Source organism: Brevundimonas basaltis (assembly GCF_014202075.1).
In the GTDB taxonomy this organism is placed as follows: domain Bacteria; phylum Pseudomonadota; class Alphaproteobacteria; order Caulobacterales; family Caulobacteraceae; genus Brevundimonas; species Brevundimonas basaltis.
Genome location: NZ_JACHFZ010000002.1, coordinates 334,156 through 347,293 on the forward strand (window position 1 = coordinate 334,156; position 13,138 = coordinate 347,293).

Here is a 13,138-nt window from a genome sequence, read left to right on the forward strand (position 1 = left end):
GCCTATTCTCCCGGCCATGGACCGGATCGAGAAACTCTGCGCCGACCGCGGCATGCGTATGACCGAGCAACGTCGGGTCATCGCCCGGGTGCTGTCGAGCGCCGAGGACCATCCCGACGTCGAGGAGCTGTACCGCCGCGCCTCGTCGATCGACCCGCATATCTCGATCGCCACCGTCTACCGCACGGTGCGGCTGTTCGAGGAAGCCGGAGTCGTTGAAAAACATGACTTTGGCGATGGCCGGTCGCGCTACGAAGAGGCGGGGGACGACCACCACGACCACCTGATCGACACCAAGACCGGCGAGGTGATCGAATTCTTCGACGCCGAGATCGAGCGGCTCAAAACCGAGATCGCTGAACGGCTGGGCTTCGAACTGATCGGCCACAAGCTGGAACTCTACGGCAAGCCGATCGAGGGCGCCGAGCCGTCCAGCCGCGAGGGCCTGATCTACAAACGCCACGCGCAGGACGGCGGCGACGCGGCCTAGAACCGCGCAAGTGGCGCAGGCGGCCCCGGCGCTCTAAAAGACACGCCATGACCGAAACCCTTGTCCCGCCGAAGGTCCGGCAGGCCGCGCCGAAGCGCCTGTTTATCAAGACCTACGGCTGCCAGATGAACGTCTATGACTCGGAGCGCATGGCCGATGTGCTGCGCCCGCTGGGCTATGCGCCGACCGACACGGCCGAGGACGCCGACTTCGTCATCCTCAACACCTGCCACATCCGCGAGAAGGCGGCCGAGAAGGTCTATTCCGAGCTCGGCAAGCTGCGGGTGCTGAAGGAGGGCCGCGAGGGCGGCATGACCATCGCCGTGGCCGGCTGCGTGGCCCAGGCCGAGGGCGAGGAGATCATGCGGCGGCAGCCGGCGGTCGATCTGGTGGTCGGGCCGCAGGCCTATCACCAGCTGCCGGAGCTGCTGACCCGCACGGCGCGGGCCCGGGGCGAGCGCATCGGGGCCGATTTCGCGCCCAATGAGAAGTTCGACGCCCTGCAGGTCCCGCGCGGCGGCGACGGGGTGACGGCCTTCCTGACCGTGCAGGAGGGCTGTGACAAATTCTGCACCTTCTGCGTGGTGCCCTATACGCGCGGCGCCGAGTGGTCTCGGCCGGTGGCGGACGTGCTGACCGAGGCGCGCGAGCTGGCGGCGCGGGGCGTGCGCGAGGTCACCCTGCTGGGCCAGAACGTCAACGCCTATGACGGCGAGGGACCGGACGGCAAGCCGTCGACGCTGGCGCGGCTGGCGTACGCCCTGGCGGAGATCCCGGGGCTGGACCGCATCCGCTATACGACCAGCCATCCCAACGACATGTCGGACGACCTGATCGCCGCGCACGGCGAGCTGGACGCCCTGATGCCGTATCTGCACCTGCCAGTGCAGTCGGGCTCGGACCGGATCCTGCGGCTGATGAACCGCAAGCACGGGCGGCAGAAATATTTCGATCTGATCGACCGCATCCGCGCGGCCCGGCCGGACATGGCGCTGTCGGGCGATTTCATCGTCGGCTTCCCGGGCGAGACCGACGCCGATTTCGAGGCGACGATGGATCTGGTGCGGCGGGTGAACTACGCCTCGGCCTTCTCCTTCATGTATTCGCCGCGCCCCGGTACGCCGGCCGCGACCATGGCGGCGCAGGTTCCGGACGATGTCAGCCGGGCGCGGCTGCATGCGCTGCAGGCCCTGCTGACCGAACAGCAGGTCGCCTTCAACGCGGCCCAGGCGGGGCGGACCCTGCCGGTGCTGTTCGAGCGCAAGGGCCGGCACGGGGCGCAGGCCATCGGCCGTTCGCCGTATCTGCAGTCGGTCCATGTCGAGGACGCGGATCATCTGATCGGCCGGATCGTTCCGGTGGAGATCGAGCGCGGCCAGCAGAACAGCCTCACGGGCCGGCTCCAGCAGAAGGCGGCCTGATGGCGCGTGAGAGTGAGTTCCTGGCGTTGGACGACGCCGCCCTGCGCGCCGTCGTGGGCCCCCACAGCCGCCACATCGCCCTGATCGAGGACGCCTACAAGGTGCTGGTCGAGGCCCCCGGCGGCGGCGTGACCATCAACGGCTCGACCCGCGACAGGGCCCAGGCGAAACGGGTCATCGAGACGCTGGCGGCGCGCTCGACGACCGGGGCCGAGATCACCGAGGCCGATGTGCGTACGGCGCTGGGCGCGGCGGCGACCCGGCCGAGAGACGGGCAGGGGACCGTGGCGCCCAACGCCATCGCCCTGCCGGTCGGACGGCGCGGGGCCATCGCGCCCAAGACGGCGGCCCAGGCCAACTATCTGGACATGCTCTCGAAATGCGAGCTGACCTTCGGGGTCGGGCCGGCGGGGACGGGCAAGACCTTCCTGGCGGCGGCGTATGGCGCCTCGCTGCTGCGGCGGGGGCAGGTCGACCGGCTGGTCATCACCCGGCCGGCGGTCGAGGCGGGCGAGAAGCTGGGCTTTCTGCCCGGCGACCTGAACGAGAAGGTCGATCCCTATCTGGCCCCGATCTGGGAGGCGCTGAACGATATCCTCGGGCCGGACGACGTGCGGCGCCGCCGCGACAAGGGCGAGATCGAGGCGGCGCCGATCGCCTTCATGCGCGGCCGGACGCTGGCCCACGCCTTCATCATCGTCGACGAGGCCCAGAACACCTCGCGGCTGCAGATGAAGATGGTGCTGACCCGGCTGGGCGAGGGGGCGCGCATGGTGGTGACCGGCGACCCGTCGCAGATCGACCTGCTCAATCCGCGCGACTCCGGCCTGCGCCACGCCCTGCGCATCCTCGACGGGGTCAAGGGTGTGGCCATCCAGACCTTCCAGGCCCAGGATGTGGTCCGCCACGCCATGGTCGAGCGCATCGTCCGCGCCTATGACGCCGACGCCGCCAAACACCGGCCCTCGGCCGATCTGGAAGACCCGGACTCGTGATCGAGGTCGAGATCGAGGACGCGGCCTGGACCGCCGCCCTGCCGGACGCCGCGGCGGTGGCGGAGCGGGCGGCGGCAGCGGCGCTCGGGACGGTCGAGGGCGGCGTCGTGGTGCTGCTGACGGATGACGATACGGTGCGCGAGCTCAACGCGCGGTTCCGCGACCGGGATCGGCCGACCAATGTGCTGTCGTTTCCAGCCGCCGGGATGACCATCCCGGGACAGGCGGCGCCGCTCGGCGACCTGGTGCTGGCCTATGGCGTCTGCGCGGCCGAGGCCGAGGCGCAGGGCAAGACGCTGGCCGACCATCTTGCGCATCTGACGGTGCACGGCGTGCTGCACCTGCTGGGCCGCGACCACGAGGACGAGGCGGAGGCCGAGGCGATGGAAGCCGAGGAGCGGAGCATCCTTGCCACGCTGGGCGTCGCCGACCCATACAGGGCCGATGCTCAAGCTTGATCCCGCCTCCCGCCGCGACCGGCTGATCCTGCGCTTCGGCCGTATCGCCCTGGCGTTGGCGGCGGGTTCGGGCGCGGCCCTGGCGCATCCGCCGTTCGGCTTCCTGCCGGGCCTGCTGGGCTATGCGCTGCTGATGCTGCTGGCCGAGCGTTCGGCCACGACCCGCGGCGGCTTCTGGATGGGCTGGCTGGCCGGCTTCGCCTATTTCTTCATCAGCTGCTGGTGGGTGGCCGAGGCCTTTCTGGTCAATCCGGCGCAGGCGTGGATGGCGCCCTTCGCGGCCTCGCTGTTGCCCGTCGGCCTGGGTCTGTTCTGGGGGGCGGCGACGGCGCTGTACCGCCGCTTCGCACCGGCCGGCGTGGGCCGGGTGCTGGTCTTCGCCGCCTTCTTCTGCCTGCTCGAGTGGCTGCGCGGCCATGTGCTGACCGGTTTTCCGTGGAACCCGGCGGGGGCCAGCTGGAAGGCCGGATCGGCCGGGTCGCAGTTCGCCTCGGTGGTGGGAGTCTATGGTCTGGGACTGGTGACGGTGGCGGCGGTGGCCGCCTTCGCCCCGCTGGCGGGTCCGGGGCCGCGCAAGGCCCGGATCGGCGCCGCGGTGCTGGGCGCGCTGGCGCTGGCGGCGCTGCAGATCGGCGGGGCGGCGAGGCTGTCGGGCGCCCAGCTGTCCCTGACCGACACGGTGGTGCGCATCGTCCAGGCCGACGTGGCGCAGGAGTCGAAATGGACGCCCGAGGCCTATCGCGGCATCGTCGATCGCTATGTGAACCTGACCGCGCGGCCCGGGGCGGTGGTCCCCGACGTGGTCATCTGGCCGGAGGGGGCCCTGCCCGCTTCGTTCAACCAGGTGTTCGCCGCCGGCTCGCCCGACGCCGCCGCCATCGCGCGGGCGGTGCAGCCGGGCCAGAGCCTGATCCTCGGTCTGGGCCGGGGTGTCGCCGACGCGTCCGCGCCCGACGGCGGCCGCTATTACAACAGCCTGCTGGCCCTGACCGACGCGGGCGACGATGGTCTGCGGATCGCCGCCGTTTACGACAAATACCGGCTGGTGCCGTTCGGGGAATTCCTGCCGGCGGGCGACCTGCTGGGCGCGCTGGGCGTGCGCAGCCTGACCCACATGCCGACGGACTTCAGCGCCGGACCGCGGCCAGCGCCGATCGACATTCCCGGCTTGCCGCGGGCCCAGCCGTTGATCTGCTACGAGAGCCTCTATCCCGGCTTCACCCCGGGCGGGGCGGACCGGCCGCGCTGGATCGTCAACATCTCGAACGACGCCTGGTTCGGACGCACCTCGGGTCCGCTGCAGCATCTCAACCTGGCCAGCTATCGCGCGGTCGAGACCGGCCTGCCGGTGGTCCGGTCGACACCGACCGGTGTTTCGGCTATGATTGACCCATGGGGCCGGGTTGTCGGCGAGCAACGACTCGAACCCGGTGAAAGCGGGGTCATCGACGCCCGCCTGCCGGCCCCGACGGCAGCGACTGTTTACGGCCGGTTCGGCGATATCCTGTTCGGGCTCGGTCTGTTGGCGGCCTTCGTCCCCCTGACGCCGTGGCGTCGGCTCCGCCGTGGGATGCGAGGCTGAAACTTCCCCTCTTACGCGAGTTTCCCGCCAGTGGAGAGGGGTCGAAACGGCTACGCAACCACAGGTCTGTGAGAGCGCCGAAACGGGGCGTTTTTCCGTGACAGTAGAAAAAAGCGGGCGCATTCAGGACGAAAGTCAGCCACGAGAGGGCATAAGGAAACATGGCAAGAGGCAAGGGCGAGGACGGACCCCATCCCGTAGATCGGCACGTTGGCCGGCGGGTGTGCGAAAAACGACTGGCGCTCGGGTATAACCAGAGCGACCTCGGTCGGGCCTTGGGGCTGACCTTCCAGCAGATCCAGAAATACGAGAAAGGCGCGAACCGGATTTCGGCGTCGAAACTCTGGGACATCGCGCGCTTCTTCAAGGTCGACATCGGCTATTTCTTCGAGGGCCTCAGCGGCGCCCAGCTGGCCGGTATGGCCGAGGGCGGCGCGGGCTACGAGCACGAATTCCCGGCGACCCGCTACACGATCGAGATCGGCCGCCTCGCGCCGCAACTGTCGTCCCGGCAGCAGAAGCTGGCGCTGGAGCTGATCCGCGACATGGCGGACCGCAGGGACGCCGACGAGGCCTGACCCCGTCGGCCCTGACTAGTCCGCCGACGGTCGACGCCGCCCGAAATCGGGCGCGGCCGCCTTCTGCTCGGCCCAATAGGCGGCGCCGTCGCGCGGCTTGAACATGGTTTTGGCAATCCCTTCGCGCGACACCACGGCGAAGGTGTTGGTCGAGGCCTGATACAGCAGGACATCGCCGTTGGGCCGCTCGACCCGTTCGGTTCCGGACGGCGGCCGGGTCGTGAAGGCCTGAACTTTGGCCAGATAATCCCCGGGTGTCGTGGCGCCGAAGTCGGCTCCGTTGCGTTCGAACAGCCGCGCCGTCTTGGCGTCGACCGTTTCGCGCCGGTTGGCGGTGAGGACCGGCTTGGCTGTCTCGGGCGCCGCCTCAGACGCCTTGGCCGATCCCGCTGCGGAGATCAGGACCGCCTCCGCCCCGTCCGCCGTCCGGTCCCGCGTCTCGACCGCCGAGCCGCCGTTGCCGCACGCCGCCAGTCCCAACAGCGCCAGTCCTGTCGTCGCGCCCTTCCATTCGCGCCGGCCGATCATCACAACCCTCCGTGGTTCCAAACCCGCCGGACTCCATAACGTTGTTAGGGATGTATCCCCTTGCGACATGTAGAGGAGATATGTGATATGGCTGGCTTATGGACCGGCCAAGCTACTTCCTCGAACTCCTTCGAGAGGCGTCCAGCGCGACGTGGCGCGCCGTGATCGCGCACTCGTGGCAGCAACTCGCGATCAAGGCGCTGACTACAGCGGTCCTCTTGCTCGCGCTCGCTTTCTACACTCAGCAGACCGCTGGCGCTGACGGTTCGCTCTTTAGCGACGAGGTCACGCTCGTATTTTTGGCGCTCGCTGCCTCTGGGCTCATCGTCCTGGGGGTGTTTTTCCTACAGCTGCTCGTGATTGCCCCCTATCAGCTGTGGAGGGCAGAGCGTCGGCGCTTCGACCTGTACAAACAGGAGGAGGCCATACGGGCCGACAGTGTAAGGGGAGAGGCGGAGTCACTGATTGCGCAAATGCGCAGCGAACACGCGGGATTTCAGAAATACTACGAGCAGCCACTTTTGCTTCACAAGGCCCAGCGCGTAACCAATGAGGCCAATGAACTAGAGCGCTATGTCGATCTTGCAATGCGTACGCATGGCGAGAACCAAATGCTCTTCAAGATGAACTACACTCAAGAGCGGCAAGCCACCCACGCCCAATACATTCTGCCCAAAATTACACCCTATTCGCCTGTGCCCAATCTTCGTTTGATCGGACCAGTGCCCGCCCCGCCAGATATCGTCAAACACGAGCCTATTCTGCGCCATAACCCCGGCGGAAGTGGAAGCGGGGTCGTCTATCTCCCCGGTGCTAACGAGGAGTTTGTGTTAAAGATGGAGGCGGAGTTCAAAAAGGGTGATCGTTGGATGGCAGAGATGCGCGCTATGATCGTCAAGGCAAGAGCGTGGGCCGAGGACCTAAACGGGATGATTGACAGCGGGATGGCCCGCAATGCCTGAGCACAACGACACACAACGCTTCGACCGTCTGCTAGACGCGATGGTCAACAAGCCGCCGCTAGAGAAGGTCCAGCCTCACGACGAGCAGATGGATGACGACGACAAGCGCGAGGACGACGAGGGCTAGTCCACGTCCACCGGGTAAACCTCATGCTCCGGGTCATGCCAAAGCACGTTGAAGGTCGAAACCACTCTGAAGCCCCAGAGGCGCGGCTTCCCGCCCAGCCGAAACCGGAAGATGGATTCCTCGCTCCGGGATAGCTCCGCCAGCCTAGCTTGAGCTTCGTTGGCGATTTGCGACGTGTCCATTGAGTGGTGCATCTTGTGGCCGCTGCTGGTTGTGAACGTGTCGATCTCCGCCCACGTCAGCGCGGCGAACTCGCCCAGCTTCGGTTCAATCTCGTTGGCCCAACACTCCTCGGACCACTGCCTCGGCGTTCCCGAGGCCCAAGCGCCATCGCAATCCGCCTGATCGACGGTCCACGTCATCTGCATGTGGAAAATGGATCCCGGGTCCGCGCCGAACCTGACGGTCTTTTCCTCTACCGGGCGCTCGCGTAGCCGAGCCGACTTCTCCGCCGCTTTAAGCTTCCGCTGCGCCTCGCGCTCAAGCCGCGCCTGCCGCCTGCTCATTTGGGCCGAGAGAGGAGTAGAACTCTGACATGATCTCAAGGCTAATGGGCGAGCTTTGGCCCCGGGCGAAGGCTTCTTGCCACGGCGCTTCCATGTGGGTCAGGTCACTCAGCCATTGGGCGTCTTTGTCCCCATACGCCGCCAGAACCCTATCGACCGTCTCTTGTTGGGCGGCAGACAGGTTCCCCGCCGTCCCGCCGGGAACGCGGTCGACCCGGAATTGGCCCCGGGTGCTCTCCCAGAGATCGCGCACGACGGGTCCATTCCGCCAAGCCTCGATAGGCTCGGGGAAGACTACGTTGTCATCCCAGACGATGCTCCACGCTTGGCTGTAATAGACAAGCTTTTGGAGCTTCATCGCAGTCATGCCGCCGCGACGTTCCAGAATGTGCTGTGCGACATCGCGCGCACTGGGCATACCTTCGGCCTCCTATTGGCGGCGCATTATGGCTGAATATAAAGAAAATTCAAGAAGAAAGGCGCGAATCAAAACAACGCTTTATGCACCGCGCGGGAACGACAGCAGCAGCAGATCGAACATCATGTGGGGGTGCTTCCGCAGGTTATAGCGGAACTCGAACTCGCTCAGATACGATTGCAGGTGCTTCTGCGAGACGCTGATATACGTCCCGTTGATGCCGCGCTTAAGCAGAGCCCAGTAGCCCTCAATGGTGTTGGTTTCGGCGCTGTAGGAGCCCCGACGCTGCTTAACCTCTGTGTGGCTGTAGCCCATGGTGGACAGCCCGCCGAAGCTAACGTCGGCATCGGATGAAACCCGCGAACCTGGCTTGATCGCAGCCCGGACAACCCGGCTCACTTGGCCGCTGTTACGGGCCGGGATGTGGCGGGTGATGATGTCGCCGCCGCGCTCGACCATACCCATGACGATGGCCTTGTTACGGAAGGCGTTGGCCTTCGTCGTCTCGCCGCCGATGAAGGCGTGGTCAACCTCGACAGGTTGACCGTCCGCACCGCCCAGAGCGTCGTCGCCGTCCACATAGCCCATGTATTTGCGGATCAGATTGCACATGCGCCAAGCCGTCTTGTAGGTCACGCCGATCTCGCGCTGGACCCGCTTCGCAGCCACCCCGTTCCGGGTGCTGGTGAACAGGAACATCACATAGAACCAGTCGCGCAGGCTGGTCCGGGTGCCATGGAACGGCGTCCCGGCGGTCGGATAGACCTGATAGCCGCAATGCTCGCACTCGTAGGAGCGGCGCGCCTTCACCCGGTAATAGCGGGCCTCCCGCTCGCACTTGGCGCAGGTGTGTTTGGCCCCGTAGCGAACCAGCTTCAGGTGTTCGAGGCAGCTATCCTCAGTGGGGAACCGCGCCTGAAACTGGCGGAGGGTCGGGCCTTTCGGGGTCGGGGTCTTTTCCATGTCCCGAATATCCCATATCCGGGCTTACATGTCTAGAGGGGATACACCCCCGTTGTTATGCTGTTCTTGCAATGTTCTTGGAGAGTGTCGCCTCACTCGACGGCGAGGGGCCGGGTCGCTAGATCAACGGCATGACCCAGGCGTCGCTGTCCGGACGGAAGATCCTGTTGATCGTCGGCGGCGGCATCGCCGCCTACAAGGCGTTGGAGCTGGTGCGTCTGCTCAAGAAGGCGGGCGCCGAGGTGCGCACGGTGCTGACCGCCGCTGGCGCCGAGTTCGTCACCCCGATGTCGCTGGCGGCCCTGACTGGCCAGCCGGTGCGGCAGGATCTGTTCCTGCCCGACGACGAGACGGCCATGGGCCATATCGAACTGTCGCGCTGGGCCGATCTGGTCGTGGTCGCGCCGGCCACGGCGGGACTGATCGCCAAGGCGGCCAACGGCCTGGCCGACGACCTCGCCTCGACCACCCTGCTGGCGACCGACAAGCGAGTGTTGCTGGCCCCGGCGATGAATGTGCGGATGTGGCGGCACCCGGCGGTGCAGGCCAATGTCGAACGGCTGCAGGGCTTCGACGGCTTTCACGGCGCGGCCCTGGTCGGGCCGGACGAGGGCGAGATGGCCTGCGGCGAATTCGGACCCGGGCGGATGGCGGAGCCGACGGCGATTCTCGAGGCCATCGAGGGGCTGCTGGCGGGGCCTGCCAATGCTTCGGAGCCGGGCCGGCCGCTGGCGGGGCGGCACGCGGTGGTGACGGCGGGTCCGACGTTCGAGCCGATCGATCCGGTGCGCGGCCTGACCAACCGCTCCAGCGGCAAACAGGGTTACGCCGTCGCCGGGGCGCTGGCGGCGCTGGGCGCGCGGGTGACGCTGGTCTCCGGGCCGGTGGCGATCGCGGCCCCGGCGGGCGTCGAGCGGGTCTGGGCCGAGACGGCGCGGGAGATGCAGGCGGCGGTGGACAAGGCCCTGCCCGCCGACATCGCCGTGATGAGCGCCGCGGTGGCCGACTGGCGCGTCGACGGCGTGGCCTCGGGCAAGATCAAGAAGGCCCCCGGCGGGCCGCCGTCGCTGAGCCTGATCGAGAACCCGGACATCCTCGCCGGGGTGTCGGCGGCGGGGAAGACGCGGCCGAGCCTGGTCGTCGGCTTTGCGGCCGAGACCACGGACCTGGAGGCCAACGCCCGGGCCAAGCTGTCGCGCAAGGGCTGCGACTGGATCGTCGGCAACGACGTGTCCGAGGCGGTGTTCGGGGCCGACGCCAATACGGTGACCCTGTTCACGAGGGACGGGGCGGCCGAGAGCTGGCCGCGCCAGTCGAAGGCGGAGGTGGCGAGGAAGCTGGCCGCCCGCATCGCCGATCATTTCAGGACCTGAGGAAAGCCCGCCCATGACGACCGTTCGCGTCGAACGCCTTCCGCACGCCGAAGGCCTGCCCCTGCCGGTCTATGAGACATCCGGTTCCGCCGGCATGGATCTGCGGGCGGCGGTGGCGGAGGACGCGCCGGTCGCCCTCGCACCCGGCGCCCGGGCGCTTGTTCCCACGGGGCTGAAGATCGCGCTGGAGCCCGGTTTCGAGGCGCAGGTGCGGCCGCGCTCCGGGCTGGCGCTGAAGCACGGGATCACGTGTCTCAACTCGCCGGGGACGATCGACAGCGACTATCGCGGCGAGGTCGGGGTCATCCTGATCAACCACGGCCATGAGCCGTTCGTGATCCGGCGCGGCGAACGCATCGCCCAGATGGTCATCGCCCCCTACGCCCAGGCCGCGATGACGGAAGTCGGAGCGCTGGACGAGACCGCGCGCGGCGCCGGCGGCTTCGGCTCGACGGGGCGGTAGGCAGTCCTCCCCGCCGGGGGGAATGGCGGCGGCGCGTCAGGCCTGCCGGAAACCCAGCACATCCTGCATGTCGTAGAGGCTGGGCTTGCGGCTGCGGACCCAGGCGGCGGCGGCGACGGCGCCCTTGGCGAACAGGGCGCGGTCGATGGCCGAATGGCTGAGGGTGAGGGTCTCATCGTCCGAGGCGAACAACACGGTATGCTCGCCGACAATGCCGCCGGCGCGCAGCGAGGCGAAGCCGATCTTGCCGGTCTGGCGGGCGCCGGTGAGGCCGTCGTAAGGGGCGCTGCGCACGTCGGCGAGGTCCTCGCCGCGGCCGCTCGCGGCGGCCTCGCCGAGCATCAGGGCGGTGCCCGAGGGAGCGTCGGCCTTGCGGCGGTGATGGGCCTCCAGCACCTCGATGTCCCAGTCGGCGGGGTCGAGCCGCTGGGCGGCGTGTTCGACCAGGCCGATCAGGATGTTGACGCCCAGCGAGAAATTGCCGCTGCGGACGATAGGCACGGACCCCGAGGCCTCGAGGATTTCGGCCTCCTGCTCGGGGGTAAGGCCGGTCGAACCGATAACGAGGGCGGGGCCGCCGCGGGCGGCGCAGGCGCGGGCCAGTTCGACGGAGGCGTCGGGGGTGGAGAAGTCGATGACCACGTCGCACAGCGACAGATCCGGCGTCTCGCCGCGATCGAAGCGGGCCGCGACGACGACGTCCTCGCGCGCGTCCAGCGCGGCCGAGACGGCGCGGCCCATACGGCCCCGGGCGCCGGAGATGCCGGCATGGAAGATGGCGCTCAAATCAGACCCCTGAACCTGTCGGCGGCACTGTGAAGGCTTTCGCGGCGGTCGTCATCTTCGCACCCGCGCGAGCGGAACCTACTGCGTCGCTTCCGCGCCGAGGATGTCGGCCCAGAAGCGTTTGGCCTTGCCGGCGAAGGACGAGTTGCGCGGCGTCTGCAGGTCGCCCAGCGAGGCGGCCAGTTCTTCCAGCAGCTCCTTCTGGCGGGCGGTCAGGTCGGTCGGAGTCTCGACGAACAGTTCGACCACCAGATCGCCGCGCTGGCGGCCGTTGAGGTGCGGCATGCCCTTGCCCTTGATGCGCACCGTCTTTCCGGTCTGGGCGCCGGCGGGGACAGTGACGGGGGCCTTGCAGCGGCCGTCGCAGGCCTCGGACACCAGGCAGGGAGCGTCGATCTCGCCGCCGAGGGCCGCGGTGGTCATGGGCACCGGCACCGTGACCAGCAGGTCGAGGTTGTCGCGCTCGAACAGTTCGTGGGGGGTCACCGAGATGAAGACATAGAGGTCGCCGCGCGGGCCGCCGCGCTGGCCGGCGTCGCCCTCGCCCGACAGGCGGATGCGCGAGCCGTCGTCGACGCCGGCGGGGATCTTGAGCTGCAGGGTGCGGTTTTTCCGCACCTGACCGTGGCCGTGGCAGGTGGCGCAGGGCTCGGCGATCATCTGGCCCTGACCGCCGCAGCGCGGACAGGTGCGCTCGACCTGGAAGAAGCCGTTGGCGGTGCGGACGCGGCCGGCGCCTTGGCAGGTGGTGCAGGTGACCGGCTTGGTGCCCTTTTTGGCGCCTGAACCGTCGCAGGTGTCGCAGCTGGCGGTGGTGGGCACGCCGATCTCGACATCGGCGCCCTTGTAGGCCTGCTCCAGGCTGATCTCGAGGTCGTAGCGCAGGTCCGAGCCGCGGCGCGGTCCGTGCTGGCGCGCCCCGCCGCCGCCGCGGCCGCCGAAGACGTCTCCGAAGGCGTCGCCGAAGACCTGGGAGAAGATGTCGTTGACGTCGGCGAAGCCCGCTCCGCCCTGTCCGAACGGATTTCCGCCGCCGTTGACGCCGGCGTGGCCGAAGCGGTCGTAGGCGGCGCGCTTCTGGTCGTCGGAAAGAACGCTGTAGGCCTCGGAAATCTCCTTGAAGCGGGCCATGGCGTCATCGCAGCCGCCGTTGCGGTCCGGATGGTGCTGCATGGCCAGCTTGCGATAGGCGGATTTCAGCCCCGCGGCGTCGATGGTCCGCTCGACGCCCAGAATTTCGTAATAGTCACGCGTCGCCATCTGGCGTTCGTCCTCTTACTCCGCCGCTTCCGCCGCCGCCTCTGCCGGGCCGCTATGGAAAAGGCTGACCGGGCTGACATGGGCGCCCGGTCGACTGATGCAAGTTTTGTGAAACGGCAAGTCCTCCCCCGGCGAAGCGACGGGGGAGGGGACCATCCGAAGGATGGTGGAGGAGGGCTCGGGCTCACGCCGGAACCCGAACCCGGCCCCCTCCACCGCTTCGCGGTC

Annotated in this window: 16 protein-coding genes; 10 read left to right on the forward strand and 6 right to left on the reverse strand. The window is 67.9% G+C overall.

All coding sequences use genetic code 11. The features are described 5' to 3' along the window. Positions 1-16 precede the first annotated feature (16 nt). The 6 genes from HNQ67_RS06090 to HNQ67_RS06115 all read left to right on the forward strand — a co-directional run bounded on the left by HNQ67_RS06090 (position 17) and on the right by HNQ67_RS06115 (position 5,524). Complete coding sequence (locus HNQ67_RS06090) at positions 17-490, forward strand: Fur family transcriptional regulator (protein WP_183253417.1); 474 nt, start codon at positions 17-19, stop codon at positions 488-490. Positions 491-537: 47 nt separating this feature from the next. After that, the gene (gene miaB / locus HNQ67_RS06095) at positions 538-1,911 is read left to right on the forward strand and encodes a tRNA (N6-isopentenyl adenosine(37)-C2)-methylthiotransferase MiaB (RefSeq protein WP_183253419.1); all 1,374 of its coding nucleotides are present in this window, start codon (positions 538-540) and stop codon (positions 1,909-1,911) included. Continuing rightward, positions 1,911-2,906, forward strand: coding sequence for a PhoH family protein (locus HNQ67_RS06100; protein ID WP_183253421.1), 996 nt, complete (start codon positions 1,911-1,913; stop codon positions 2,904-2,906). Before miaB ends, HNQ67_RS06100 begins: the two co-directional genes overlap by 1 nt. Continuing rightward, positions 2,903-3,364, forward strand: a complete 462-nt coding sequence (ybeY, locus tag HNQ67_RS06105; protein WP_183253423.1) for an rRNA maturation RNase YbeY — start codon at positions 2,903-2,905, stop codon at positions 3,362-3,364. Before HNQ67_RS06100 ends, ybeY begins: the two co-directional genes overlap by 4 nt. Next, complete coding sequence (lnt, locus tag HNQ67_RS06110; RefSeq protein WP_183253425.1) at positions 3,351-4,946, forward strand: apolipoprotein N-acyltransferase; 1,596 nt, start codon at positions 3,351-3,353, stop codon at positions 4,944-4,946. Before ybeY ends, lnt begins: the two co-directional genes overlap by 14 nt. 161 nt (positions 4,947-5,107) lie before the next feature. Then, complete coding sequence (locus tag HNQ67_RS06115) at positions 5,108-5,524, forward strand: helix-turn-helix domain-containing protein (protein WP_183253427.1); 417 nt, start codon at positions 5,108-5,110, stop codon at positions 5,522-5,524. Positions 5,525-5,539: 15 nt separating this feature from the next. Here the strand turns inward: HNQ67_RS06115 and HNQ67_RS06120 are convergent, their stop codons facing one another. Then, complete coding sequence (locus HNQ67_RS06120) at positions 5,540-6,052, reverse strand: S-type pyocin family protein (RefSeq protein ID WP_183253429.1); 513 nt, start codon at positions 6,050-6,052, stop codon at positions 5,540-5,542. Between the two features lie 98 nt (positions 6,053-6,150). Here HNQ67_RS06120 and HNQ67_RS06125 point away from each other — a divergent pair, with 98 nt between their 5' ends. Together HNQ67_RS06125 and HNQ67_RS13730 are read left to right on the forward strand one after the other, a co-directional pair. After that, positions 6,151-7,014 (forward strand): hypothetical protein, encoded by an 864-nt coding sequence (locus tag HNQ67_RS06125; protein WP_183253430.1) that lies wholly within the window; start codon positions 6,151-6,153, stop codon positions 7,012-7,014. Next, complete coding sequence (locus tag HNQ67_RS13730) at positions 7,007-7,141, forward strand: hypothetical protein (RefSeq protein WP_281380665.1); 135 nt, start codon at positions 7,007-7,009, stop codon at positions 7,139-7,141. Before HNQ67_RS06125 ends, HNQ67_RS13730 begins: the two co-directional genes overlap by 8 nt. Here the strand turns inward: HNQ67_RS13730 and HNQ67_RS06130 are convergent. The 3 genes from HNQ67_RS06130 to HNQ67_RS06140 all read right to left on the reverse strand — a co-directional run bounded on the left by HNQ67_RS06130 (position 7,138) and on the right by HNQ67_RS06140 (position 9,028). Beyond that, on the reverse strand, positions 7,138-7,647 hold the full coding sequence (locus HNQ67_RS06130; protein WP_183253432.1) for a hypothetical protein: 510 nt from the start codon (positions 7,645-7,647) through the stop codon (positions 7,138-7,140). The two genes, HNQ67_RS13730 and HNQ67_RS06130, sit on opposite strands and share 4 nt — an antisense overlap. Next, positions 7,622-8,065 carry a Panacea domain-containing protein gene (locus tag HNQ67_RS06135; protein WP_183253434.1) on the reverse strand — a complete coding sequence of 148 codons (444 nt, stop codon included), beginning with the start codon at positions 8,063-8,065 and terminating at the stop codon, positions 7,622-7,624. Before HNQ67_RS06135 ends, HNQ67_RS06130 begins: the two co-directional genes overlap by 26 nt. A gap of 81 nt (positions 8,066-8,146) precedes the next feature. After that, positions 8,147-9,028 (reverse strand): IS1595 family transposase, encoded by an 882-nt coding sequence (locus HNQ67_RS06140; RefSeq protein ID WP_183253436.1) that lies wholly within the window; start codon positions 9,026-9,028, stop codon positions 8,147-8,149. A 131-nt stretch (positions 9,029-9,159) separates the two neighbouring features. On the opposite strand from HNQ67_RS06140, the gene coaBC reads away from it, so the two are divergent. Next, positions 9,160-10,401 carry a bifunctional phosphopantothenoylcysteine decarboxylase/phosphopantothenate--cysteine ligase CoaBC gene (gene coaBC / locus HNQ67_RS06145; protein WP_183253438.1) on the forward strand — a complete coding sequence of 414 codons (1,242 nt, stop codon included), beginning with the start codon at positions 9,160-9,162 and terminating at the stop codon, positions 10,399-10,401. Between the two features lie 13 nt (positions 10,402-10,414). Then, positions 10,415-10,864: a dUTP diphosphatase gene (gene dut / locus HNQ67_RS06150; protein WP_183253440.1), complete on the forward strand. Its 450-nt coding sequence runs from the start codon at positions 10,415-10,417 to the stop codon at positions 10,862-10,864. A 36-nt stretch (positions 10,865-10,900) separates the two neighbouring features. On the opposite strand, the gene dapB is transcribed toward dut, so the two are convergent. Continuing rightward, positions 10,901-11,650, reverse strand: coding sequence for a 4-hydroxy-tetrahydrodipicolinate reductase (dapB, locus tag HNQ67_RS06155; protein ID WP_183253442.1), 750 nt, complete (start codon positions 11,648-11,650; stop codon positions 10,901-10,903). A 78-nt stretch (positions 11,651-11,728) separates the two neighbouring features. Further along, positions 11,729-12,910 carry a molecular chaperone DnaJ gene (gene dnaJ / locus HNQ67_RS06160; protein ID WP_183253444.1) on the reverse strand — a complete coding sequence of 394 codons (1,182 nt, stop codon included), beginning with the start codon at positions 12,908-12,910 and terminating at the stop codon, positions 11,729-11,731. Positions 12,911-13,138 lie beyond the last annotated feature (228 nt).

What these genes read in the sequence shown, in the direction of transcription:
- HNQ67_RS06090 (WP_183253417.1), top strand. Translation starts at nt 17, where the DNA reads ATGGACCGGATCGAGAAACTCTGCGCCGACCGCGGCATGCGTATGACC.
- miaB (WP_183253419.1), top strand. Translation starts at nt 538, where the DNA reads ATGACCGAAACCCTTGTCCCGCCGAAGGTCCGGCAGGCCGCGCCGAAG.
- HNQ67_RS06100 (WP_183253421.1), top strand. Translation starts at nt 1,911, where the DNA reads ATGGCGCGTGAGAGTGAGTTCCTGGCGTTGGACGACGCCGCCCTGCGC.
- lnt (WP_183253425.1), top strand. Translation starts at nt 3,351, where the DNA reads ATGCTCAAGCTTGATCCCGCCTCCCGCCGCGACCGGCTGATCCTGCGC.
- HNQ67_RS06115 (WP_183253427.1), top strand. Translation starts at nt 5,108, where the DNA reads ATGGCAAGAGGCAAGGGCGAGGACGGACCCCATCCCGTAGATCGGCAC.
- HNQ67_RS06120 (WP_183253429.1), bottom strand. Translation starts at nt 6,052, where the DNA reads ATGATCGGCCGGCGCGAATGGAAGGGCGCGACGACAGGACTGGCGCTG.
- HNQ67_RS06125 (WP_183253430.1), top strand. Translation starts at nt 6,151, where the DNA reads ATGGACCGGCCAAGCTACTTCCTCGAACTCCTTCGAGAGGCGTCCAGC.
- HNQ67_RS13730 (WP_281380665.1), top strand. Translation starts at nt 7,007, where the DNA reads ATGCCTGAGCACAACGACACACAACGCTTCGACCGTCTGCTAGACGCG.
- HNQ67_RS06130 (WP_183253432.1), bottom strand. Translation starts at nt 7,647, where the DNA reads ATGAGCAGGCGGCAGGCGCGGCTTGAGCGCGAGGCGCAGCGGAAGCTT.
- HNQ67_RS06135 (WP_183253434.1), bottom strand. Translation starts at nt 8,065, where the DNA reads ATGCCCAGTGCGCGCGATGTCGCACAGCACATTCTGGAACGTCGCGGC.
- HNQ67_RS06140 (WP_183253436.1), bottom strand. Translation starts at nt 9,028, where the DNA reads ATGGAAAAGACCCCGACCCCGAAAGGCCCGACCCTCCGCCAGTTTCAG.
- coaBC (WP_183253438.1), top strand. Translation starts at nt 9,160, where the DNA reads ATGACCCAGGCGTCGCTGTCCGGACGGAAGATCCTGTTGATCGTCGGC.
- dut (WP_183253440.1), top strand. Translation starts at nt 10,415, where the DNA reads ATGACGACCGTTCGCGTCGAACGCCTTCCGCACGCCGAAGGCCTGCCC.
- dnaJ (WP_183253444.1), bottom strand. Translation starts at nt 12,910, where the DNA reads ATGGCGACGCGTGACTATTACGAAATTCTGGGCGTCGAGCGGACCATC.